General features: G+C 68.6%; 31 protein-coding genes and 1 tRNA gene. 20 read left to right on the top strand and 12 right to left on the bottom strand.

The features are described from left to right. Positions 1–3: 3 nt before the first annotated feature. From Q8K84_RS06160 to Q8K84_RS06135, 6 genes are all read right to left on the bottom strand, one after another. Positions 4–1461 carry an MFS transporter gene (locus Q8K84_RS06160; RefSeq protein WP_305281737.1) on the bottom strand — a complete coding sequence of 486 codons (1458 nt, stop codon included), beginning with the start codon at positions 1459–1461 and terminating at the stop codon, positions 4–6. Further along, complete coding sequence (locus Q8K84_RS06155) at positions 1458–1901, bottom strand: MarR family winged helix-turn-helix transcriptional regulator (protein WP_305281736.1); 444 nt, start codon at positions 1899–1901, stop codon at positions 1458–1460. Before Q8K84_RS06155 ends, Q8K84_RS06160 begins: the two co-directional genes overlap by 4 nt. Before the next feature lie 122 nt (positions 1902–2023). Beyond that, positions 2024–2662, bottom strand: coding sequence for a glutathione S-transferase family protein (locus Q8K84_RS06150; RefSeq protein WP_305281735.1), 639 nt, complete (start codon positions 2660–2662; stop codon positions 2024–2026). Between the two features lie 93 nt (positions 2663–2755). Continuing rightward, complete coding sequence (locus Q8K84_RS06145) at positions 2756–3577, bottom strand: phytanoyl-CoA dioxygenase family protein (RefSeq protein WP_305281734.1); 822 nt, start codon at positions 3575–3577, stop codon at positions 2756–2758. Between the two features lie 58 nt (positions 3578–3635). Then, complete coding sequence (locus Q8K84_RS06140) at positions 3636–4052, bottom strand: hypothetical protein (protein ID WP_305281733.1); 417 nt, start codon at positions 4050–4052, stop codon at positions 3636–3638. 49 nt (positions 4053–4101) lie between these two features. After that, complete coding sequence (locus tag Q8K84_RS06135) at positions 4102–4782, bottom strand: S24 family peptidase (protein ID WP_305281732.1); 681 nt, start codon at positions 4780–4782, stop codon at positions 4102–4104. A gap of 51 nt (positions 4783–4833) precedes the next feature. Between Q8K84_RS06135 and Q8K84_RS06130 the strand changes: the two genes are divergently transcribed. Genes Q8K84_RS06130 through Q8K84_RS06120 form a run of 3 tightly spaced genes read left to right on the top strand, consistent with a single transcriptional unit; the run spans position 4834 to position 5941 of the window. Then, a complete protein-coding gene (locus Q8K84_RS06130) occupies positions 4834–5160 on the top strand; it encodes a hypothetical protein (RefSeq protein ID WP_305281731.1) in 327 nt (108 codons plus the stop codon). After that, positions 5157–5366 (top strand): hypothetical protein, encoded by a 210-nt coding sequence (locus Q8K84_RS06125; protein WP_305281730.1) that lies wholly within the window; start codon positions 5157–5159, stop codon positions 5364–5366. Before Q8K84_RS06130 ends, Q8K84_RS06125 begins: the two co-directional genes overlap by 4 nt. Positions 5367–5374: 8 nt before the next feature. Continuing rightward, positions 5375–5941, top strand: coding sequence for a hypothetical protein (locus Q8K84_RS06120; RefSeq protein ID WP_305281729.1), 567 nt, complete (start codon positions 5375–5377; stop codon positions 5939–5941). Positions 5942–6156: 215 nt separating this feature from the next. Here Q8K84_RS06120 and Q8K84_RS06115 read toward each other — a convergent pair whose 3' ends face one another. Further along, positions 6157–6843, bottom strand: a complete 687-nt coding sequence (locus Q8K84_RS06115) for an isochorismatase family cysteine hydrolase (RefSeq protein WP_305281728.1) — start codon at positions 6841–6843, stop codon at positions 6157–6159. 99 nt (positions 6844–6942) lie between these two features. Here Q8K84_RS06115 and Q8K84_RS06110 point away from each other — a divergent pair, with 99 nt between their 5' ends. Beyond that, on the top strand, positions 6943–7710 hold the full coding sequence (locus Q8K84_RS06110; protein WP_370867840.1) for a Stf0 family sulfotransferase: 768 nt from the start codon (positions 6943–6945) through the stop codon (positions 7708–7710). Positions 7711–7974: 264 nt separating this feature from the next. Then, entirely contained in the window at positions 7975–8298 is a 324-nt protein-coding gene (locus Q8K84_RS06105) for a GFA family protein (protein WP_370867839.1), read from the top strand. 45 nt (positions 8299–8343) lie between these two features. On the opposite strand, the gene Q8K84_RS06100 is transcribed toward Q8K84_RS06105, so the two are convergent. After that, the gene (locus Q8K84_RS06100; RefSeq protein WP_305281727.1) at positions 8344–8742 is read right to left on the bottom strand and encodes a host attachment protein; all 399 of its coding nucleotides are present in this window, start codon (positions 8740–8742) and stop codon (positions 8344–8346) included. A 122-nt stretch (positions 8743–8864) separates the two neighbouring features. Further along, a complete protein-coding gene (katG, locus tag Q8K84_RS06095) occupies positions 8865–11120 on the bottom strand; it encodes a catalase/peroxidase HPI (protein WP_305281726.1) in 2256 nt (751 codons plus the stop codon). 178 nt (positions 11121–11298) lie between these two features. On the opposite strand from katG, the gene Q8K84_RS06090 reads away from it, so the two are divergent. After that, positions 11299–11526 carry a DUF1902 domain-containing protein gene (locus tag Q8K84_RS06090; protein ID WP_305281725.1) on the top strand — a complete coding sequence of 76 codons (228 nt, stop codon included), beginning with the start codon at positions 11299–11301 and terminating at the stop codon, positions 11524–11526. 46 nt (positions 11527–11572) lie between these two features. Here Q8K84_RS06090 and Q8K84_RS06085 read toward each other — a convergent pair whose 3' ends face one another. Beyond that, complete coding sequence (locus Q8K84_RS06085) at positions 11573–11764, bottom strand: type II toxin-antitoxin system HicA family toxin (protein WP_305281724.1); 192 nt, start codon at positions 11762–11764, stop codon at positions 11573–11575. Between the two features lie 453 nt (positions 11765–12217). Here Q8K84_RS06085 and Q8K84_RS06080 point away from each other — a divergent pair, with 453 nt between their 5' ends. The 4 genes from Q8K84_RS06080 to Q8K84_RS06065 are packed head-to-tail and all read left to right on the top strand — an operon-like array spanning position 12218 to position 14313. Continuing rightward, positions 12218–12454, top strand: a complete 237-nt coding sequence (locus Q8K84_RS06080; protein ID WP_305281723.1) for a hypothetical protein — start codon at positions 12218–12220, stop codon at positions 12452–12454. 2 nt (positions 12455–12456) lie between these two features. Continuing rightward, a complete protein-coding gene (locus Q8K84_RS06075) occupies positions 12457–13470 on the top strand; it encodes a hypothetical protein (RefSeq protein ID WP_305281722.1) in 1014 nt (337 codons plus the stop codon). Positions 13471–13504: 34 nt separating this feature from the next. Next, the gene (locus Q8K84_RS06070; protein ID WP_305281721.1) at positions 13505–13936 is read left to right on the top strand and encodes a D-Ala-D-Ala carboxypeptidase family metallohydrolase; all 432 of its coding nucleotides are present in this window, start codon (positions 13505–13507) and stop codon (positions 13934–13936) included. Beyond that, positions 13936–14313, top strand: coding sequence for a hypothetical protein (locus tag Q8K84_RS06065; RefSeq protein WP_305281720.1), 378 nt, complete (start codon positions 13936–13938; stop codon positions 14311–14313). Before Q8K84_RS06070 ends, Q8K84_RS06065 begins: the two co-directional genes overlap by 1 nt. Before the next feature lie 195 nt (positions 14314–14508). Here Q8K84_RS06065 and Q8K84_RS06060 read toward each other — a convergent pair whose 3' ends face one another. Both Q8K84_RS06060 and Q8K84_RS06055 read right to left on the bottom strand, forming a co-directional pair. Continuing rightward, positions 14509–14724, bottom strand: coding sequence for a hypothetical protein (locus tag Q8K84_RS06060; protein WP_305281719.1), 216 nt, complete (start codon positions 14722–14724; stop codon positions 14509–14511). A 173-nt stretch (positions 14725–14897) separates the two neighbouring features. Then, positions 14898–14972 (bottom strand) — tRNA-Thr (locus tag Q8K84_RS06055). Between the two features lie 103 nt (positions 14973–15075). Here Q8K84_RS06055 and Q8K84_RS06050 point away from each other — a divergent pair. The 10 genes from Q8K84_RS06050 (at position 15076) to Q8K84_RS06005 (ending at position 22213) form a co-directional block, all read left to right on the top strand. Next, complete coding sequence (locus Q8K84_RS06050; protein WP_305281718.1) at positions 15076–15222, top strand: hypothetical protein; 147 nt, start codon at positions 15076–15078, stop codon at positions 15220–15222. A 94-nt stretch (positions 15223–15316) separates the two neighbouring features. Next, the gene (gene murA / locus Q8K84_RS06045; protein WP_305281717.1) at positions 15317–16621 is read left to right on the top strand and encodes a UDP-N-acetylglucosamine 1-carboxyvinyltransferase; all 1305 of its coding nucleotides are present in this window, start codon (positions 15317–15319) and stop codon (positions 16619–16621) included. Continuing rightward, entirely contained in the window at positions 16614–17045 is a 432-nt protein-coding gene (locus Q8K84_RS06040) for a DUF2948 family protein (protein ID WP_305281716.1), read from the top strand. The genes murA and Q8K84_RS06040 overlap by 8 nt, the downstream gene beginning before the upstream one ends. Before the next feature lie 78 nt (positions 17046–17123). Further along, positions 17124–18419 carry a histidinol dehydrogenase gene (gene hisD / locus Q8K84_RS06035; protein WP_305281715.1) on the top strand — a complete coding sequence of 432 codons (1296 nt, stop codon included), beginning with the start codon at positions 17124–17126 and terminating at the stop codon, positions 18417–18419. Between the two features lie 107 nt (positions 18420–18526). Next, positions 18527–19156, top strand: a complete 630-nt coding sequence (locus Q8K84_RS06030) for an SH3 domain-containing protein (RefSeq protein ID WP_305281714.1) — start codon at positions 18527–18529, stop codon at positions 19154–19156. A gap of 147 nt (positions 19157–19303) precedes the next feature. Next, the gene (locus tag Q8K84_RS06025; RefSeq protein WP_305281713.1) at positions 19304–19783 is read left to right on the top strand and encodes a UPF0262 family protein; all 480 of its coding nucleotides are present in this window, start codon (positions 19304–19306) and stop codon (positions 19781–19783) included. Between the two features lie 7 nt (positions 19784–19790). Further along, positions 19791–20246 (top strand): low molecular weight phosphatase family protein, encoded by a 456-nt coding sequence (locus Q8K84_RS06020; RefSeq protein WP_305281712.1) that lies wholly within the window; start codon positions 19791–19793, stop codon positions 20244–20246. Between the two features lie 108 nt (positions 20247–20354). Then, a complete protein-coding gene (gene infA / locus Q8K84_RS06015) occupies positions 20355–20573 on the top strand; it encodes a translation initiation factor IF-1 (RefSeq protein ID WP_305281711.1) in 219 nt (72 codons plus the stop codon). A 3-nt stretch (positions 20574–20576) separates the two neighbouring features. Beyond that, positions 20577–21176 (top strand): Maf family nucleotide pyrophosphatase, encoded by a 600-nt coding sequence (locus Q8K84_RS06010; RefSeq protein ID WP_305281710.1) that lies wholly within the window; start codon positions 20577–20579, stop codon positions 21174–21176. Beyond that, entirely contained in the window at positions 21173–22213 is a 1041-nt protein-coding gene (locus tag Q8K84_RS06005; RefSeq protein ID WP_305281709.1) for a ribonuclease E/G, read from the top strand. Before Q8K84_RS06010 ends, Q8K84_RS06005 begins: the two co-directional genes overlap by 4 nt. Position 22214: the final 1 nt, after the last annotated feature.

Below are 22214 nucleotides of genomic sequence, written 5' to 3'. Positions count from 1 at the left end.
AGCTCAGCTTCGACGGTTCATCTCGTCCCCGGCGTTCCTGGGCAGGGGGATATAGAAGAGGAGCGACACAAAGGTCAGGGCGCCGATCACCAGGAAGGCCGGCGAGATGGTGGCGGCGGTCATCTGGTCCTCTCCGGCCATCTGGGTGAAGACGTGAATCAGGGTGGCGGCGAGGCCGATGCCCACTGACTGGACCAACTGCTGGGCCATGGCCGACATGGTCGAGGCGCGGCTCATGCGGTCCTGCTCGATGTCGGCATAGGCCATGCCGTTGAGGCTGGTGAACTGCAGGGAGCGAAAGAAGCCGCCGGCCAGCAGGATCAGCATGATCAGCCAGTGGGGAGTGTCGATCTGGAAGGTGGCGTAGGCCAGGAAGAAGACCCCGGTGATCACGGCGTTGACGATCAGGACATTGCGAAAGCCGAAGCGACGCAGGATCGGCGGGGCGGTGGTCTTCATGATCAGGGCGCCGGCCGCGCCGATGAAGGTCAGCAGGCCGGCCGCCAGGGCGGTCATGCCGAACGCCACCTGCAGCAGCATGGCCAGCATGAAGGGCGTGGCGCCCATGGCGATGCGCATGAAGGCGCCGCCCACGACTGAGGCCTGAAAGGTCTGAACCCGGAACAGGGAGAGGTCCAATATGGCGTGGGGGGTGCGCCTGGCGTGCCAGGCATAGGTCCAGAGCATGGCCACGCCCACCAGGAACAGGCCCGCCACCGCCAGGGCCGGCAGGAAGTCGCGCCCCAGGTTCTCGAACCCGAAGATCACGCTGGCCAGACCGAGCCCGGTCAGCAGCATGCCTTTCCAGTCCAGGCGCTTGGCGTCCTGGAGGGCGACATTGGGGACGAAGCGCAGGACCAGCAGAACGCCCACCGCGGCGATCGGCAGGTTCATGAAGAAGATCCACGGCCAGTCCCAGAAGGTGACGATAAATCCCCCCACCGGCGGCCCGATCACCGGGCCCAGCAGGGCGGGCATGGTCAGGACCGACATGGCCCCCACGAGCTCATTCTTCGGCGTGGTCCGCAAAAGGACCAGGCGGCCCACCGGGGCCATCATGGCGCCCGCGGCCCCCTGAAGCAGCCGGCCGCCAACGAGCTCCATCAGGGTGTCGGCCAGACCGCACAGGGCCGAGGAGAGGGCGTAGAGCACCATGGCCAGAAGGAAGATCCGCTTGGCCCCGAACTTGTCGGCCGCCCAGCCGCTGATCGGCAGGAAGACCGCCGCGGCCAGCAGGTACATGGTGATGGCGAGGTTCAGGCGCAGAGGATCCTCACCCATGTCCCGGGCCATGACCGGCAGGGCGTTGGACAGCACCGTGGCGTTCAGCGTCTGCATCATCAGGGCCGAGCCGATGACGGCGGGCACGATCCAGCCGCGGCTGAGCGCTGCGGCGCGTTCCTCGGCCGTCGCGCCAACGGGCGTGGCGGGGGCGAGGGGCCTTTCGGTGCTCTCGCTCACGCCGGGATCTCGACCAGGGCCAGCAGGGGGCCCGTGGCCTCGGCCAGGGCCTGGCGGGCGGCAGGGTCGAGGGCGCTCAGGCGGGCGGCCAGCCAGTCATTGCGGAGCCGCCGGGTCTCAGCCAGGGCGGCCATGCCGGCGGGCGTGATGGTCAGGCCCGAACGGCGGCCGTCGGAGGCGTGGCTCAGCCGGCTGATCCAGCCGGCGGCCTCCAGGCGCTTGATATGTGTGCTCATGGCCGGGCGCGACATCTGCTCGGCGTCGGCCAGGTCGGAGACGCCGACCCCGGGCTGGCGCTTGATCTCGACCAGCAACAGGACGTCCAGGGCCGAGAGGCCGGCCTTTGAGGCCTCCTGGCGCAGCCGCCGGGCGACCCGGAGCAGGGCCGGTCGCAGGCGCTCGGCGAGCTGGTCGGGATCGAGGGCGGACTCGGCTGACATTGAGGCGATCTAGTTAAGTAGGTGAACTATCTATCTGGGTAGATAGACCCCTGACGCCTCAGGTCAAGGGTGGCTGCCGGCCTTAGCCGGGGATCAGTGTCGCGCCCCGCCCGCGCCCGGCTTCAGGCGGAGGTCGCCTGTGCCTCGACCATGAGCGCGTTGTCGATCTCGTCCGCCCGCTGGGCGGCAGGCCGCGCAAGGTGGCGGCCCACATAGGTCTCGAAGGCTGGGCGCTTTTCGATCGTGTCGAAATTCATCCCCCAGGAGAGATGGGCGGCGAGATAGAGGTCGGCGGCGGTGAAGCTGTCGCCCACCAGATAGGCGCGGTCCTTGACCGCCCCCTCGATGGCGCCCAGGACATCGGCCATGCTCCCGAAGCCGAGCGACGTGCGCTGTTCCGTCGTGGGCTCGAAGCTCATCGCCTTGGCGCTTACGGCCTGCTCGATCGGGCCCGCCCCGAAGAACAGCCAGCGATAGTAGGGACCGCGCAGCGGACTGTGCGCCGGCGGCGCGAGACCCGCCTCGGGGAAGACGTCGGCGAGGTAGGCGCAGATGGCCGCGCATTCGGTGACGATCACCCCGTCATGGACGATGGCGGGCACCTTACCCATGGGATTGATGGCGAGGTAGTCGGCGGACTTCGTGTCGCCGCTCTCCCAACTCAGAATTTGGGTCTCATAGGGCTGGCCGACCTCTTCGAGCATCCAACGGATGATGCGGCCGCGCGACATGGGGTTGGTGTAGAAGACGAGGTCGGACATTTGGGGGGCTCCAGTTGTTCGCGACGGCATATCCCAGGCCTGCTGACAGCGGGGTGACAGCAGTCGTTCCTGGCTGACTCTCAGGTACGACAATTAGTGGGGGAGGCCCGGGCGCAGGACCGGCGCAATCCAGCCGTCTTCCAGGGTCTTGGCCGGGTGGGAGGCGGTGACATGGCCCATGAAGGGCGGCCAGATCTCATAGCCCAGCAGGGCCTGGAGGCGGGGGCTCATGGCGCGGACCTGCTCGCGGGGCACGCTGAGAAAGTAGTTCTCCTGGGTGCGGCCCCAGGGCTGGCAATACTGGTTGGTCAGGGCCAGGCGCGGGGCGGCCGAGCGATTGGCGCCGCCCCGGTGCAGCATGTGACCCTGGAAGACAATGGCGGAGCCGGCCGGCATGACCGCCGGAATCAGGCGGGTCGCGGCCTCGGGGTCACGGCCGAAGGCCTCGACCTCGGCGTCGCTCCACAAATGACTGCCAGGCAGCAGGTCGGTGGCGCCGTTCTGCTCGGTGAAGGGGTCGATGGCGATGATGACGCTGAGGCTGGCGGCGGGCCGCGGCCGCGGCAGGCGATAGAAACCGTCATCGAAATGGACGCTCTGGGCGGCCTCGCCAGGCTGGATGGCGATGGCCTGGCTGGCGGTCAGCAGATAGCCGGGCAGCAGGAAGCGGTCGAGGAGGGCGAGGATCTGAGGGTGTTCGGTCAGGTCCTCGAACACCTTGCCTCGGGCGACCAGGGTATAGACCCGTTCGGTGGCGTAGCCCTCGAAGGCGTTGCGGCCCCGGTGGCCGCCCAGGTGAGGGGCCAGCGCTTCCCGCACGGCCTCTAGCCCCGCGGCGTCGACGAGACCTGGCAGGACGGTGTAGCCGTCTTTGGCGATGCGGGCGGCGTGAGCCTCAGTGTCGAACCGGTCCATGGGCGCGTTCCTCAGGGCTGCGCCTGTGGCGGGCGCATGGGCGCAGCATAGACCCGGCTCAGACCAGCAGGCTACGGACCTTGCGCAGGGCGGTGAGCGCCGCGCGGGCCTCCTGCGACAGGCGGGCCAGGCGGCGGGGGGCGGCTGACCTGGCGTCGGCAGGACCGCGAGAGGCGGCTTCGCGCAGGGCCTCGGCCTGCTGATCCAAAACGCGGGCGGCGGCCTGGAGGTCAGACAGGGCGGCCTTCAGCGTTCCTTCCGGCGAGTGGGCCCAGGCGTGATCAGCGGCCAGACGGGTTTCGGCGGCATGGCGGATCTGGTGGGGCGTACGGCGGCGGGGCGGCTCGGGGCTCAGGCCTGACCAGGCGACGCCCCAGGGACGCCGGGCCTGACGCTTGGCCCAGACGGCGTGGTCGGCGGCGTCCAGGGCGGCGCAGACAGCGGCGAGATCGGGCTCAGGGGCGCGGACATCCATCGTCAGACTGTATAATAAGTACAGAATTCCGCAATCAGAAGTGCGCACCTCAGATGGCGGACTGGATGATCCGGCGGGCCTGGAAGGGGGGGATGATGGCGGTGATGTGGGCGGCCCAGCGCAGGCGGGCGTCCTGGCGGGTGGGACCGGCGACGCTTTCCAGGTCGAACAGGCCGGCGCGGGAGCCCCGCAGCAGACGTTTGACCAGCACCTCGTCGGTGTCGATCTCGACCACCACCACATGGCCCAGCATGTCCGGCGTGGGTGGGGTTCGCTGGTCCTCGAAATAGATCAGGGCGCCATCGTCAGCGAGGCCGCGCATGGAATGGCCGACCACCCGCAGGGCCGCAGCCTTGTCGGTGCCGCCCGGGGGAATCGGGGCCAGATCGCCCGCATCCTGGCCGGTGGCGAACAGAACCACCCCCTCAGGATTGGCGCCCACCCGGCCGAGGATTGGGACATAGCCGGCCAGGCCGGAGGCGCGGACGGGGCCGGCGGCGTCATAGAGCCATTCGGCGCTGACCCCGAAGGCGGCCGCATACTCCTTGGCCTTGCGATAGGAGAAGGGCGCATTGCCGTTCTCGTTGGAGGCGTAGGTGTTGCGGTTCCAGCCGAAGGCCTCGGCCGCGGCGGCGGCGGTTTCATGGCCGGCGTCGAGGCGGGCCTGGCGGAGGCGGTCGGAACGGTCGTTCATGGCCAGGGTGTAGCGCAACTTGGGATAACTGTACATAGAATACAGTTTCTGCTTGCCGGATGTATGTATGAAAAATACAGTCCGCCCATGCAACAGACACAGTCTCACCGGGCGCCAGCCCGAAGCCCCACCAGCCTGGGGGATTACGCCAACCTGCGCCGGGGCGGGGCCTCGCCGCCGCGGATCGGCGCGCAGCTGGCCCTTGGGCCGGGGGATCTGGCGCGGCTGGAGCGCGCCTTTCGCGGACAGGTGGCCCGGGGCGCGGGCGAGGCCCAGCCGCGCTTCGCCCTTCATGATCGCCATGTGGCCGCGGTGATGGCTCAGGGGGGCTTTCCGTCCCTGACGGAGACGAGGTTCGGCCGCAACGGCGCCCATGTGGGCCTGCCGCTGGTGTGGCCGGCGGCGCGTCCATGAGCGTCGGAATGGGGGAGGCGCCCCGGGACGCCGGCGCCGTGGTGGCCCAAGCGCTGGGCCGTCGCACGCCCGGGGACAGGGCGCAGTTCCTGAAGGAACTGCTGGCCCATACGGCCGCGGGCCTGGTGATTCTGGAAGGCGAGCGGGCCGCCAGCGAGGCGGTCTACCGGCTGGCCGATGCGGTGGTCTTCCGGGGGCGGCCATGAGGGGGGCGGTGTTTGATCCCGCCGCCCGGACGCGGGCCCGGCTGCGGGCCCTGGAGACCCGGACCAGGGACCGGACCGAAGCTGCGGCGGTGGCCGACGGCGTGGCCGAGACCGTGGGCCTGTCGGAGGCCCGCGGCGCGGCCTTTGAAGGCCCCCCATCGGTGGGTCAGCCCTATCGCCGGCAGACGGGGCTCGACTGGCTGGCGCGCAAGGGCCGGATCAGCGCGGCGCAGAAGTCGGCCGGGGAGCGCTACGGCGCGCTTTATCGCCGGGCCTCGCGGGCGGGGGCGATCCGCTCGACCCTCGACGTACGGCCGGGCGGCGGCGGACCGAGCGGCCCAGGGGCGCGGGAAGAGGTGCTACTGATGGCCGCCGAAGGCTCGGCCCAGGCGGCCGCGCGGCTGGCGGCGATGCGCTCGCGGCTGTGGGACCAGGCTGATTTGGTCAGCGCCTGCGACCTGGTCTGCGGCCAGGAACTGACGCCCCGGGAAGCCGTGGCCAGCGAACGGGAGGTGGGCCGTATCGAGGCGCTGGTTTCGGTGGCGCTGGATGTGCTGGCGGGGGAGGGGGCGTGAGAGGCTATGCCAAGGTCGACGCCTTGAGCCATGCGGCCAAGGTTGACGCTGTCGTGTGGCGGCGTGCCACGGCTTTGGGGTCTGCAGTGTCAAGGTTGTGGCGGCATAGCCGGGGTTGGTGGTGGGGGTGACCGTCACCGGCTCTGCGCCGAGCGCGGCGGAGGTGTGTGGTTGTGGCCAAGAGTCGGGCCTGAAAGATCTGGCCGCCGCCGGGATCAGCCATGGACCGTTTCCGCGCGTACGGACCCGGCTGCGATGAGATCGAGGATTTCAGCGGTCGGGCGGACGTCTCCGAATGAGCGGTAGATGGTGTAGAGGGCGGCGTTGTGGGCGGCGTCGGTGACCGTGGCGGTGGCGTCGGCGGCGAAGATGACCCGGTAGCCGAGGGTGGAGGCGTCGCGGGCGGAGCTTTCGCAGCACACATTGGTCACCGTGCCGGTGATGATCACGGTCTCGATCCCACGGGCGATCAGCCGGTCATGCAGGTCGCAACGGCCGGGAAAGAAGGCGCTGGCGGCAGACTTCTCGGTGACGATTTCGCCCTCCATGAAGGTGAGCTCCGGACACAGCCGGTCGCGCGGGGCGCCCTGGCCACCTGAGGCGCCGAAGACCTGGGCGATCTGGGCTCCATAGAACTCGATGGCGTGGGGCGTAGGCGGCTCGGCTTCGTCCGGCAGGACCCAGGCGACGAGCCCGCCCGCCTCGCGTAGCGTTGCGGCCAGGCTGTTGATCGGCGCGATGGCGTCGCGGCAATGGAGGTTGGCCTCGGCGAAGAAGGGGACCATGTCGATGACGACAAGGGCGGTGGTCCCGGGGTCCAGATGTTCGTAGGCGTGGCGTCGTCCACGGCGGGTCTCTTGCCGAGCATACTCCCGCTCCGCGATCATCCAATTGTGCGCCATCGCCTTGCTCTGCCCGAGTGTTCATGAAATGTACCTGGCCGTGCGGGCGGTGCAAAGGGGACGACTGCGCATGGCCCGTCATGAAGAGGCGCTATCGGAATGCTCATAGCGGACTACGCCGCCTACATGATCTGCACCGCTCCTCGCAGCGGCAGCACGCTCCTGTGTCGGCTCTTGGCTGAGACCGGCGTAGCAGGAAATCCCGCCTCCTATTTTCATGAGCCGTCCTTGGGTGAATGGACGAGGAGGCTCGGCGTTGATCAGGAAGGCGCCGCCTCGGAGCATGAGATTGTCGAGGCCTGTATTCAGGCGGCCCTGTTGCGCGGGCGCAGCGAAAACGGCGTCTTCGGACTGCGCCTGCAGCGGCCCAGCTTCGATTTTTTCTTTTCAAGCCTGGCGTTGCTCTGCCCGGATGAAACGACGGACCGAGGCCAGTTTGAGCACGTCTTCGGGCGCACCCTGTTCATCCACCTCTCGAGAGCCGACAAGGTTGAACAGGCCGTGTCCTGCATGAAGGCCGAGCAGACCGGCCTTTGGCATGTGGCGGCAGATGGCTCGGACGTGGAGCGGACGGGACCGGGGCGCGAACCTGAATATGACGGCAAAGGGCTGCGGGCCTGGGTCGATACGATGGTCGACTATGACAAGGCCTGGAGTGCGTGGTTTGCGCGTGAGGCCATCGCGCCGATTGCGATCTCATACGACCAGCTTTCCAGCGAGCCTCAAGGCGCCCTGCGCCGCATACTGACCCCGTTGGGACTGGACCCGGCGGCGGCTGATCGTGTTTCGCCAAGCCTGCGGAAGATGGCGGACGACACCAATCAGGCATGGGTGGCGCGGTTTCGCGCTGAATTGGGCTCGGCCTGAGACGCGCGCCACACGCCGCCGCTACGCCGATCCGAGGCCTGCTCCGGCGCTTTCGCCCGGAGGTTTAGGCGCTTATCACCTAGTATGGCGCGCACCGGGTCCAGGCCCAGGGCGCGCAGATCGCTGCGGAGTAGACGCGATGTCAGACGAACGCGAAGGCGGCTGCCGGTGCGGCAGGTGCGGTTTCGGGCGGTGGCGGCGCCGAAGGTGACCATGGCCTGCCATTGCCGGGGGTGTCAGCAGATGACGGGGAGTGCGTTTTCGTTGAGCGCGCTGTTCGCCGCTGCGGACTTCGAGGTCACGACGGGCGAGCCGGTGATCGGGGGGCTGCATGGGGCGACGCGGCACTTCTACTGCCCGCACTGCATGAGCTGGATGTTCACGCGGCCCGAGGGCGCTGACCTGTTCGTCAATGTGCGCGTGACGCTGTTCGATGATTCGTCGGGGCTGGAGCCGTTCATGGAGACCATGACGGCCGAAAAGCTGCCCTGGGTGAGCACGACGGCGGTGGAGGGGTTTGAGGGTTTTCCGCAGCCTGCTGACTATGGCCGGCTGATGGGCGCCTATGCGGCGCGGGGCGCCGGCTGAGACCGGGCGGCGGAGCGACGGATCGCCCCGCCTCGGATCGAAGGGTCAGGCCTTGTCGATGGCCGCGGCGATCTGGTCTGAGGTGTGGCCGGTGAGGTCCTTGGCGATCTCGCCCACCAGGCGGGCCTCGGTCTCCTTGTGCCAGCCCTTGCGAAGCTGGCCGAGCGTCTTGGGCGCGGCGATGACCAGCAGGGCCTCGGTCCTGTGGGTCAGGACCATGTGGTTGAGCGCGTCGGCCACGCCCATGGCGAAGCCATCCTCGGCCTGGGTGTCATTGTCGGGATTGGCGCCGCCAGAATTGCGGCCCGGCGCGCCGGAGACCCGCTCCGGGATTTCGGGGATCGCCTTGGCCTTCAGGTCGATCTCCTGAGCCCCGACATTCTCGAAGAGGACCAGCTTCTCGCCGTCGACGACGGCCACCAGCGTGCCTTTGGAAAGTTTCATCAGGAGGCTCCGTATGTTGCGGGACAGCCTCAACGTGTCGCAGGCGGGCCGGTTGCGCTGTGGGCGCGTGACGGAACCCACCCGCCGCAACGCCCTTGGGGGCGTCACGGCGGGGGACAGGCTCAGTGCGCGGTGGCCAGACGCTTTTCCCTGGGGATGTCGAAGCGGTCGGCGTTCATCACCTTGGTCCAGGCGTTGACGAAGTCGGTCACGAACTTCTGGCTGGCGTCGGCCGAGGCATAGACCTCCGACAGGGCGCGAAGCTGGGAGTTGGAGCCGAACACCAGGTCGGTGCGGGTGGCGGTCCACTTCTGCTCGTCGCTCTTGCGGCAGGTTCCGACGAAGAGGTCATCGGCGCTGTCGTCCACCTGCTTCCACGCCGTGCCCATGTCGAGCAGGTTGACGAAGAAGTCGTTGGTCAGCTGGCCGGGGCGGTCGGTGAAGACCCCGTCCTTCGACCCGCCATGGTTGGCGCCCAGCACGCGCAGGCCGCCGACCAGGACGGCCATTTCCGGCGCGGTCAGGTTGAGGAGCTGGGCCCGGTCGATGAGCAGCTCCTCGGTGGGGACGCTGAACTTGACCTGCAGATAGTTGCGGAAGCCGTCGGCCTTGGGTTCGAGAACCTCGAAGCCCTCGGCGTCGGTCTGGTCGGCGTTGGCGTCGGCGCGGCCAGGGGTGAAGGGCACGGTGACATTGTGGCCGGCGGCCTTGGCGGCCTTTTCCACGGCGGCGACGCCGCCCAGGACGATGAGGTCGGCCAGGGAGATCTTCTTGCCGCCAGAGGCGCTGGCGTCGAAGGCCGCCTTGATCCCCTCCAAGACCTTGAGCACCCGGGCGAGCTGGTCGGGCTGGTTGACCTCCCAGTCCTTCTGCGGGGCCAGGCGGATGCGCGCGCCGTTGGCGCCGCCCCGGTGGTCGGAGGCCCGGTAGGTGGAGGCCGAGGCCCAGGCGGTCTGGACGAGCTCGGCTGTGGTGAGGCCAGAGTCGAGCAGCTTGCCCTTCAGGGCGGCGATGTCGCCTGCATCCACCAGGGGATGTGTGACCGGGGGGATCGGGTCCTGCCAGATCAGGTCTTCCTTGGGGACTTCGGGGCCGTAGTAGCGGGCCTTGGGGCCCATGTCCCGGTGGCAGAGCTTGAACCAGGCCCGGGCGAAGGCGTCGGCGAACTGGTCGGGATGGGTGCGGAACCGCTCGCAGATCTCGCGGTACTTGGGGTCCACCTTCATGGCCATGTCGGCGGTGGTCATCATGGTCGGCAGACGCTTGGAGGGATCATGGGCGCCCGGCGCCATGTCCTCGGGCCGCTGGTTGATCGGCTGCCACTGCTTGGCCCCGGCGGGGCTGCGCACCAGTTCGTACTCATAGTCCAGCAGCATGTGGAAGTAGTTCATCGTCCACTGGATGGGGGTGGGGGTCCAGGCGCCCTCGATCCCGCTGGTGATGGTGTGGTCGCCCATGCCGCTCTCGTGGCTTGAGGTCCAGCCCATGCCCTGCTGGGCGATATCGGACCCCTCAGGTTCGGCGCCCACCTTGGAGGCGTCGCCGGCCCCGTGGGCCTTGCCGAAGGTGTGGCCGCCGGCGGTGAGGGCGACGGTCTCCTCGTCGTTCATCCCCATGCGGGCGAAGGTCTCGCGGATGTCGCGACCCGACTGGAGCGCATCGGGATCGCCGCCGGGACCTTCGGGATTGACGTAGATCAGGCCCATCTGGATGGCGGCGAGCGGGTTTTCCAGCGCCATCTCCTTGTCGGGCTGGATGCGGGTTTCGGCGCCCTGGCCGACCCACTGTTCCTCTGAACCCCAGTAGATGTCCTTCTCGGGCTCCCAGACGTCCTTGCGGCCGCCGCCGAAGCCGAACACCGGGCCGCCCATGGACTCGATGGCCACATTACCGGCCAGGATCATCAGGTCGGCCCAGGACAGCTTGGCGCCGTACTTCTGCTTGATGGGCCACAGCAGGCGCCGCGCCTTATCCAGGTTGGCGTTGTCTGGCCAGGAGTTGAGGGGGGCGAAGCGCTGCGAGCCCGAGGAGGCGCCGCCACGGCCGTCGCCGGTGCGGTAGGTGCCGGCGCTGTGCCAGGCCATGCGGATGAAGAAGGGACCATAGTGGCCATAGTCGGCCGGCCACCAGGGCTGGCTATCGGTCATGAGCGCGGTCAGATCGCGCTTGAGCGCCGCATAGTCCAGGCTCTGGAAGGCCTTGGGATAGTCGAAGTCCTCGCCCATCGGATCGCCGTGGGCGCCGTGCTGGTGCAGGATGTCGAGCGACATCTGGTTGGGCCACCAGTCGCGATTGGTGCGGCCGAGCAGGGACCGCAAGGCGCCCGGTTGCTTGACCGGGCAGCCCAGGGGATCACCAGTTCCAGAAGCGTCGTCCATCGTCGTCCTCCCTCACGTATGAGTGTTTGGAGGACTGTAGGCCAAGGTTGTGGCGCCTGGATAATTGATAGAAGTGATCGCGCAGAACGGGAAACTCTATGGCGGGCTCTTTTCTGACTGTTCCATTGACAGGGCCCCGCGGCCATCACCACATTGGCGGCAACTGTGAGAGCACAACGTGACCGCAACCTTCTTCGTGAAAGCCCGCTGGGATGCCGAGGCCTCGGTCTGGGTTTCGCAGAGCGACATTCCGGGGCTTGTGATCGAGGCCGACACCCTGGCTGAGTTTGAAGGCCTGATGATGTCGCTCGCCCCGGAAATGCTGGCGGCCAATACAGACCTGCACAACACCTCGGTGAGCATCCAATTCGATGTGTCCTCTCGGCGGGATCTCGCCGTCGCCTAGAGCCTGATGCGATCAGATGGAATGTCTGATCTTTTGAATCAGGTTTTTAGAACCGCTTTCCAATACCGAGTTGCTTCAAAACCTCATTGGCGGTGTGACGGCTCTTGGAGCGAGGGACCGTAACCGTACGGCCGTTGATGGGGCTGCGCCATTTCTCATGGCTTCCCTTGCCGCCGGGAACCTGCTGGCAACCATGGGCGAGCATGATTTTGACGAGGTCAGCGTAGTAGGTCGGCACGCGAGTCCCTCCGGCACTGTCCACACTTTGGCGCCGAAACCTGACGGGGCGAAACCCCGCATATGTTCCTGAATTGTTCTTGCACGCCCGCGGGAATGTGGTAGGTTTTGGCTATGGGTCGTTCTTGCGTCTGAGACGCGGGGGACGCCGCGGCGGGCCTGGCCCGCACCTGCAGATCTTCAACAGATGACGTGCGTGTTCGGCGGCTGAGCCCGGCTGGACGTGCGCGCGGCTGGACGGCCTTCGCCCCCTTGTCCCTCCCCGGGGCGGCGAGGCCCTGGAGCGCTGTGTGTATTGCGGCGACTTTCCCCTGCGTCGCAGGAGCCTCGCGCCGGCCGATCTGGTCCAGGGCTTCGAGCCCTGCGGGCGCGCCTCTCGGGAGGCCAAGGCCGGCGCGGGGCGGAACGACCCAGACTGTATCGGTGCGACTTGTTCAAGACGGAGGCGGCGCCGATGGCGGGGCGACCCAAGGATCCCGGCCGCGCGGTCAAGGCGCTGGCCCCCCTGGCGGTGGAGACGCTGGAGGCTCTGATGAGGGGCGACAAGACCAGCGACACCGCCCGCATCGCCGCCATCCGCGAGGTGCTGGACCGGGCCCAGGGCAAGGCCAAGACGCCTGAGGCCGAGGGCCGGCTGACCGTGACGATCCGCAGGCTCGGCTGGGACGAGCCCGACCTGTCTGGTCGCTGAGCATGGAGATCGAGCTTCCCGCCGGCTGGCGGCCAAGACCCTATCAGACGCAACTCTGGCGCTATCTTGAGGACGGCGGCCTGCGGGCCGATGTGGCGGCGCACCGGCGGTGGGGCAAGGATGACGTGGCGCTGAACTGGGCGGCGGTGAGCGCCATCCAGAAGCCCGGCGTCTATTGGCACCTGCTGCCAGAGGCCGCCCAGGCGCGGAAGGCGATCTGGGAAGCGGTGAACCCGCACACGGGCCAGAGGCGGATCGACGAGGCCTTTCCCCCGGCGATACGCGCCAGCGTCCGCGATGGGGACATGAGTATTCGCCTGGCCAATGGCTCGGTCTGGCAGGTGCTGGGCTCGGACAATTATGACAGCCTGGTCGGGGCGCCGCCGGTCGGCGTGGTGTTCTCGGAGTGGTCGCTCGCCAAGCCGGAGGCCTGGACCTATATCCGGCCGATCCTGGCGGAGAATGGCGGCTGGGCGGTGTTTCTGTGGACGCCGCGGGGGCGCAATCATGCGGTGCGCGCCTTTGAGGCCCGGACCCGGGACAAGGCCTGGTTCACCCTGCGCTCGCCGGCGACGGAGACCGGGGTTTTCACGTCCGCCCAGCTGGCCCGGGAGCGGGCCGAGCTGGTCGCCGAGACCGGGTCGAAGGAGGAGGGCGAGGCCCGCTTCGCCTCGGAATACCTGGTGGACTTCGACGCGGCCGCGCCCGGCGCCTACTATGCCGGGCTGCTGGGTCAGGCGCAGAGCGCAGGCCGCGTGGGCCGGGTTCCGCATGATCCAGCCCTGGCGGTGCATACGGCCTGGCTCTATCGCCGCATCTTCACCTACGGGGCCTGCGGGGCCAATTTCACCCTGCTCGGGGCCATCGTCCTGCGGCTGGAAGATCCCGTCGCCCTGAAGTGGCTGGGTCTGGCCCTGATCGGGGCCAATGTGGTCCTGGGCACGCTCTACCTGGCCGGCGCCACGGTCACCGACTGGGCCAAGCTGGTGGCGGCTGGTCGCCGGGACCGGGCCTGACAGACATCTCTCATTCAAGACATGGAGGCTGGCCATGACGACCTGGCTGTCGGCGCACTTTTCCCTGGAGGAGATGACCGCCACCCAGCAGCGGGGCCTGGACAATCGTCCGCCGCCTGCCGTGCTGGCGCGCTTGCGCGCCACAGCGCAGGTGTTGGAACAGGTTCGCACCCTGTTGGGCGACAAGCCCATCCTGATCACCAGCGGCTATCGCTCCCCGGCGGTGAACCGCGCCGTCGGGGGTTCGGCCAGCAGCGCCCATATGCGGGGGGAGGCGGCCGACTTCATCTGCCCCAGGTTCGGCTCGCCGCTGGCGGTGTGCCGGGCGATCGCGGCCTCGGACCTGGCCTTCGACCAGCTGATCGAGGAAGCCGGTGCCTGGGTTCATCTGGGGCTGGGCGGACACTGGCGGCGCGAGGTGCTGACCTGGCGGCCGGGCCAGGGCTACGCGCGGGGACTGAGCTGATGAGCATCCGAGCCATTGTGACGGCCGTCGCGGCTGGGGCGCTGGCGGCCTCGGCCCTGTCGCTCTATGTGGCCGGCCGCCGGGACGGGGGGCAGGTCCGCGAGGCTCAGATCGCCGTCCTGACCCAGGAGCGCGATGTCGCCCGGCTGGAGGCGGAGGGGGAGCGGGTCTCAGGCGAACGCCTGGCCGCGGCCCTGTCGCGCAAGGCGAACGGTCAGGCGGTGGTCGCCGCCTTCATTCCACAGGCCCTGAACACGGAGGATGGCCATGAGATCCTGGCTGCTGATCGCGCTGCTCGGCTTTTCGATGCTGACCGTCGGCTGTGCCAAGCCGCCCCCGATCTCACAGGCTGCCCCGCGGCTGGCCCTGGCGGCTGAGGCCAAGGCGCCCTGCGCGCTGCACGTCCTGCCGCCGCAGCCGACGCTGGCGGATCTGGAGATCGGCTATGTGACCCGCGGCGCGCAGATCGTCGCCTGCGACGGCGCCAGGCGTCTGGCGGTGGAGACCTATGAGGCGCAGCAGGGCCTGGGCGCAGTTGGGCGGCCTGGCCGCTCGACAGGTCCCTGAATGCGCTAGTGGACGACCCCGCCCACGGGCCCGAGGGAATCGTAGGCCTCGATACAGGCGATGATGTCGTCCCAGGCGGCCAGACCGTCCACGTCGCCGAGGGCGGCGAACTCAGCGGCGCGCAGCATGGCGATCACCTGGGCGTCAGGGCCGTACTGGCGGATCAAGGCCAGGGCGGCGTTGCGCGTGTCGACGGGGAAGTTCTCCGGATTGTCGATCATCTGTCCTCCGCGGTCCCTGAACATACGGGCGCAGCGGCGCAATGGATGGGCGCAGGCGCCGCGAATCTTCTCGCGCAGTCTGGACGGGCGAGCGTGGCGCCGAACCAAGGGCGTGGGAAAGGCAGGGGCCAAAAATGAGGTCGGCCCCAAACCCGTTCAGGGCTTGGGGCCGATGGTGCCGCCGTCGGGACTCGAACCCGAGACCTCAGCCTTACCAAGGATGCGCTCTACCACTGAGCTACGGCGGCGAAAGGCGAGGCGGGGGCTATAGCCAACCCCGGGCCCGTCGTGAAGCCCCAAATCGACTTTCTCGGACTTGACCCCGACGCGCTCGCGCCGCAACGAGGCGGCATGACGCCACCCGACCGGCCGAAAACGCCGCCCGCCAATGACCGGGAAGCCAAGCTGGCCCAGGCCCTGAGGGCCAACCTGCGCCGCCGCAAGGCCCCGGCCCGTCCAGCGCCCAAGCCTGCGGCGGAGGACGACAAGCGTTCGTGAGCGCCCCGCGCCTTTGCGGCTGCGCCGTCGCGGGCTAGAAGCGCTGTCTGGGATTGCCGCATCGCGGAATGTGCGGCGCTTAAAGGGGCTGGGGTTGGACCGAATCGCCATCGAAGGCGGCGCGCGTCTGGAGGGCGAAATCGCCATCAGCGGCGCCAAGAACTCGGCCATCAAGTTGATGGCTGCGAGCCTGCTGACATCAGAACCCCTGCGGCTGACCAATATGCCGCGTCTGGCTGACACCCGGTTTCTTGGGCAGCTGCTCGGTCGGCTGGGCACCGAGGTGCAGGAACAGAACGGGCCAGACGGGCCTGAGACCCTTTTGCACACGCCTGAAATCGTCAGCGCCATCGCGCCCTACGACCTGGTCCGCCAGATGCGCGCCTCGTTCAATGTGCTGGGCCCGCTGCTCGCGCGATCGGGCCAGGCCAAGGTCTCGCTGCCGGGCGGCTGCACCATCGGCGCGCGGCCAGTAGACCTGCACCTGGAAGCCCTGCGGGCCCTGGGCGCTGAGATCGACCTGCACGAGGGCTACGTCTACGCCCAGGCGCCCCGGGGCCTGCGCGGCGCGGAGATCGTCTTCCCGTTCGTCTCGGTGGGGGCCACGGAGCACGCCATGCTGGCCGCCGTGCTGGCCGAAGGCGAGACCACCCTGCGCAATGCGGCCTGCGAGCCTGAGATTGTCGATCTGGCCGACTGCCTCAACAAGATGGGCGCCCGGATCGCCGGCGCCGGTCTTGATGTCATCAGGATCCAGGGCGTCAGCCGCCTGGGGGGCGCCACCCATGCGGTGATCCCCGACCGGATCGAGACCGGCACCTTCGCGCTGGCCGCGGCCATGGCCGGCGGCGAGGTGCGGCTGACCCACACCCGCAACGATTTCATCGCCAATCTGTTGGACAAGATGGAGGAGGCCGGGGTTGAGGTGATCCGCCACAATGACGGGGTCACCGTAAAGCGGAACGGCCGCCGGCTGAACGCCGTGGCGGTGGAGACCGACCCCTATCCCGGCTTCGCCACCGACCTGCAGGCGCAGTTCATGGCCCTGATGACCCTGGCGGATGGGGAGTCGGTGATCCGTGAGACCATCTTTGAAAACCGCTTCATGCATGCCCCGGAGCTTGCCCGGCTGGGCGCCGATATCAGCATCCATGGTGGTGAGGCGCGGGTTCGCGGGGTGTCGAACCTGACTGGGGCGCAGGTGATGGCCACCGACCTGCGGGCCTCTGTCGGCCTGGTGATCGCGGGGCTGGCCGCCCGGGGCGAGACCGTGGTCGGCCGCGTCTATCACCTGGATCGAGGGTTCGAGCGCCTGGAGGCCAAGCTGACGGCCTGTGGCGCGAAGATCCGGCGACTGCCCGGCGATGGCCCAGGACAGGATGTGAGTTTCGATGCCTGAGTCAGCCAAGGTCCTCAGACTGACGGCGCAGGACGCCGAAGACCTGGCGGTGCTGTCGGCCGCCCTTCAGGACGCCGTGGGCAAGATCGGCGATATCCGGTTTGAAGCCAGGACGCGTCTCCTCACCCTGGCCTTGAACCGCTATCGCTGGGAGGCCGGCGGCCGGTCCCGGGTGCGGACGGCCCTGCAATTTGGTTCGGTCGAGGCCGTCGAGGCCAGACGTCTGCGCCGGGATGCGCCAGATGCTGTAGTGGAGCTTCTGGCCCTGACCTTTGAGCCGGACGATGAGCCGCCGGGTGGATCCCTTATCCTGAGCTTCGCCGGCGGCGGCGACCTGAAGGTCAAGGTGGAGTGCGTCGACGCTGTGCTGGCCGATGTCTCGGCCCCCTGGCCGACACCGAGGACGCCCCGGCACGAGGTCTGAGGCGCGGGACGTTGTGACGGCTGGCTGTGGCTCCGCGGCCATGGCGCTCGGCGCTGGCCATCGCTACATAGCGCCATCATGCGCCTGTTTCATTTTACCGATGCCGACTTCGAAGCCCGTTTCGCCGCCCTGGTGAGCGAGCGACGCGACACCCCTGAAGATGTCGAGGCCAGTGTCCGCGACGTGCTGGCGGCGGTGCGGGCCGAGGGTCTGGCCGCGGTGCTTCGCTATGGCGCGCAGTTTGATGGCGTCGAGCTCGATGAGACCAGCCTGCGGGTGACGCCCGAGGAAATCGCAGCCGGGGCTGAGGCGTGCGCCCCCGAGGTTCGCGAGGCCATCGCCTTCGCCGCCGAGCGCATCCGCACCTATCACGAACGCCAGCGCCCCGCCGACGCTCGCTTCACCGACGCCGCTGGCGTTGAGATGGGGTGGCGCTGGGGCCCTATCGAGGCGGTGGGAATCTACGTGCCTGGCGGCCGCGCCGCCTATCCCTCCACCGTGCTGATGAACGCCGTGCCCGCCCAGGTGGCCGGGGTCGAGCGCATCGCCATGGTCACGCCCCCTGGCAAGCTGCAACCGGCGGTGCTGGCGGCGGCTCAGGCGGCGGGCGTCACCGAAATCTGGCGGGTCGGCGGGGCCCAGGCCGTGGGCGCCCTGGCGTTCGGGGCAGGCCCCATCCGCCCCGTGGACAAGATCGTCGGTCCGGGCAACGCCTTCGTCACCGCCGCCAAGCGCAGGGTCTATGGGGTGGTGGGCATCGACGCCCTGGCCGGACCTTCCGAGATCGTCGTTGTGGCCGATGGCCTTAACCGCGTCGACTGGATCGCCGCCGACCTGCTGTCCCAGGCCGAACACGACCCGGCGGCTCAATCGATCCTCATCACCGACGACGCGGACTTCGCCGCCAAGGTGGAGGCCGAGATCGAGGCGCAGATCGCCACCCTGGCCACCGGGGCGGTGGCGCAGGCCTCCTGGCGCGACCATGGGGCGGTGATTATCGCGCCTCTGGCGCAGACGCCGCGGCTGGTGGACGCGCTCGCCCCCGAACATGTGGAGTTCGCCGTCGAAGATCCGGACGCCCTGGCCGACCAGGTCCGGCACGCCGGCGCCATGTTCCTGGGCCGTCACGCGCCCGAAGCGATTGGCGACTATGTGGCCGGGTCCAACCATGTTCTGCCCACCAGCCGGGCGGCCCGGTTTTCGTCGGGGCTGTCGATCTACGACTTCATCAAGCGGACCTCGTTCGTGAAGTGTGATGCGGCGGCCTTCGAAGCCCTGGGCCCGGCCACGGTCGCCCTGGCCGATGCTGAAGGCCTTCCGGCGCACGCCCGCTCAGCCGCCCTGCGCCTGGGACAGGGCGCCCAGGAAAGCTGAACGAAATCTGTCAGCGGCCGTCGCGGGTCCGTTCAGGCGCGGCCCCCTAGGGTCGGAATCACAGGGCCACACCGGGCCCGGCGAATTCGAACTGATGGAGGCAAGCCATGCCAAAGACCACTGTTTCCAAGCTGACCACGGGCGCGGCGGCCACCGCCATGATGAGCGCCCTCATCTTCGCCGCCGCAGCGCCTGCCGCCCAGGCCCAGAACTTCGGCGGCGTGCTGGGTTGCAACGCCACAGGCGGCAAGCAGGAGGGCGGCGCCCTGATCGGCGCCCTGCTGGGGGCCGCGGCGGGGTCCAATCTGGCCAAGAACGACCGCGGCACGGGCACGGCCCTGGGTGCGGTGGTGGGCGCGGCCGCCGGCTCGGCCATCGGCTGCAAGCTGCAGCACGACGATCAGGACCGGCGCTATGGCCAGGGACAGGGCTACGGCTACACCCAGCCGGCCACCTATACCCACGGCGGCTACCGCCTCGATCGCAACCTCAGCCCGGCCAACTATGCCGGCGGGGGCGGGGTGATGGTCGCGCGCTCGACGGTGAACCTGCGGGCGGCCCCGTCGACTCGCGGCGCCAGGGTCGGTCAGCTTCGGGCCGGCGAGCGGTTTGAAGCCCTGGCCTATGTCCGTGGCAGCGACTGGATCCTGGTGGGTCAGAACGGCGTCGGCGTCGGCTATGTCCATGGCGGCTATGTCCAGCCCGAGGGCCACCGCTACGCCAGTTACCGTCGCTGAGGCGTCCCGCTTTCGGCCCATCAAGCCCCCGCCGCCCCGCGCGGCGGGGGCTTTTTCGTCGTTGCTCCCCAGAGAGCGCGCGAAGCGGGATGACGCGGGGGGGCCGATTGCACTAAAGCTGGCGCCCAAGAGCTTCCCCAGGGCGTCATGACTGACGACGACCAGAAGAACCATCGGCTGCAGAGCGTTGAGATCGACCAGCAATCCCTGGGCGCGATTTCGCGCGACCAGGAGCAGGAACGGCAGATCGCCATCTTTGATCTGCTGGAGTCGAACCGGTTCGTCCCTGATGGCGCCGAGCAGGGCCCCTATGACCTGCACATGGGGCTGATGGAAAATCGCCTGGTCCTGGATGTCACCGGTCCTGGCTACGAGAAGCGGCACATTCTCTCGCTGTCGCCGTTCCGGATGCTGATCAAAGACTATTTCATGATCTGCGAGAGCTATTATCAGGCCATCCGCAACGCCACCCCGGCCCAGATCGAGGCCTTGGACATGGGCCGGCGCGGCCTGCACAATGAAGGCTCGGAGCTGCTGCGGACGCGTCTTGCTGGCAAGATCGAGACCGACCTCGACACCGCGCGCCGGCTCTTCACCCTGATCTGCGCTCTCCACTACAAGAGCTGAAGCGGCGATGGCTTCGGGCTCTTTTCCCCGCGCGCCAGGCGCGATCCTGTTCGCCTGCAACTTCAACCGCGTCCGGTCTCCCATGGCGGAGGTTCTGGCCAGGCGATTGCTGGGCGACCGTGTCTATGTGGATTCCTGTGGGCTGAAGGCGGAGGCCGAGGTCGAGGGCGCCGATCCATTTGTATGCGCCGTCATGGCGGAGCTGGGATTCGACCTTGAGTCGCATCAGCCCAAGACTTTTGACGAACTCCATGACGACTCCTTTGACCTGATCATCTCCCTGACGCCCGAGGCGCAACACCGGGCCGTGGAGTTGACGCGGCATCGCGCGGCGGAGATCGAGTACTGGCCGACCCACGACCCGACCCTGGCCGACGGTTCGCGGGAGAATCGCCTGGCCGCCTATCGGGAGGTGCGCGACGCCCTGGCCCGGCGGCTGGTGGCGCGCTTCGGCGCGAGCTGAACGAGAGGTCTCTACCGACCAATGCGACCTGGGTTATACTGAAGCGCTGTCCGCTGGGCCGATTCCAGGCTGGCCGGCCGCATCAGGTGAGCGCCCCATGGAGCCTGCATGGCCAAGGAAGAGCTGTTAGAGTTCCCCGGCGTGGTCAGCGAAGTGCTGCCGAACGCCATGTTTCGCGTGAAGCTCGAGAACGAGCACGAGATTATCGCCCATACGGCGGGCAAGATGCGCAAGAACCGTATCCGCGTGGCCGTAGGGGACAAGGTGCTGATCGAGATGACGCCGTACGACCTGACCAAGGGCCGCATCACCTTCCGCGTCCGCTAGCGGGTGACGGTTCCCCCCAGTTCCGAAACGCCCCGACTTGTCCTGGCCTCGGCCAGTCCGCGGCGGCTGGATCTGCTCGCGCAGATCGGCCTGACGCCCGACGAGGTTTGCGCGGCCGATATTGATGAGGCGCCGCAGAAGAGCGAGACGCCCCGCCGGTGCGCCCTGCGTCTGGCCGCGGCGAAGGCCGCGCTGGTCGCCCAGTCGCGACCAGAGGCCTTTGTCCTGGCCGCTGACACGGTGGTCGCCGCCGGACGTCGGATCCTGCCCAAGGCGGCCGATGACGAAGAGGTGAGGGCCTGTCTCGACCTGCTCTCGGGGCGCAGCCACCGGGTCTATACGGCCGTCGCCCTCATCGCCCCGGACGGACGCCTGGCCGAGCGGCTGGTGGAGACGCGGGTGACGTTCAAGCGTCTGGGGGTCGATGAGCTGGAAGCCTATCTGGCCAGCGGCGAAGGGCTGGGCAAGGCAGGCGGCTACGGGATCCAGGGGCGGGCCGGCGGCTTCGTCATGAACCTGCAAGGCTCCTATCCCGCCGTGGTGGGCCTGCCGCTCTATGAAACCCTTTGTCTGTTGCGGGGTCTGGGCTATCCCGCAGCATGAGCCGCCGCACATTCTTTATCGACGAAGGCCTTGGTGAAACCCGGGGCGGCGTCCTGCTGGACGGCCGGCCTGAGCGCCTGCTGATTCAGAGGGATGGTGATTCTCCCCGCCTGGCGCTGGGCGCCCGGTTGCGGGCCCGGGTCCGGCATGTGGAGCCGGCCCTGGCCATGGCCTTCCTGGACCTGGGCGAGGGGGCTGAGGCCAGCGTCTCGTTCAAGCCGGACGCCCGCCCCAAGCAGGGCGAGGCGCTGGAGGTGGAGATTCGCACCGAGCCGCGCTTGGGAAAGCTCGCCACCGCCCGGCTGATCGGACCCGCCCAGGGGCCGCCCGTTCTGCTGGAACCGGGGCCATCCCTGTATGACCACCTGCAGCATCTCGCCGGGGAGGGGGAGGCGATCACCGGACGCATCGCCCGCCAGTTGGCTGACGAGGCCGAGGCCGAAGTTCTGGAGACCATCCATCCGCTGCCTGGCGGCGGGACCATCGCCATCGAGCCGACCCGCGCCCTGACCGCCATTGACGTGGATGTGGGCGAGCGCAAGGGCAACGAGGCCAAGCGGGTGACGCGGCAGGCCAACCTGGCCGCCCTGTCCGTCGCGGCCCGGGTGCTGCGGCTCAAGGGACTCGGCGGACTTGTGGTGTTCGACATGGCCGGTCGCGGGCACGATGGCGCGGCCCTGATGGCGGCGGCCCGGGCGGCCTTCAATCCGGACAACCCTGGGGTCTCGATCGGTCCCATCAGCCGATTCGGAACGATCGAACTGACCGTCCCCCGGCGCGGACGACCCGTGACTGAGATTCTCACTGAGGGGTCTGGCCGCGTTTCGGCCCTCACCCTGGCCCATCGACTCATCCGCCGGCTGGAATCCGAAGCCGCCGCCGTTCCTGGGGGGCGTCTGACGGCGCGCTGTGCGCCGGCTGTGGCCGAGGCGGCGAAGCCGGGCCTGGCCCAGCTCGCCGCTCGAATCGGCGCGCGTTTCGAGGTGAAAGGCGATCAGGCCCTGGCCTGGGACCAGATCGAGGTCCATGGGCGATGAG

The sequence above is a fragment of the Phenylobacterium sp. genome (assembly GCF_030679875.1).
GTDB lineage: Bacteria > Pseudomonadota > Alphaproteobacteria > Caulobacterales > Caulobacteraceae > Phenylobacterium.
Note: the sequence above shows the minus strand (reverse complement) of the source record. Positions and strands in the feature narration are given on the sequence as shown.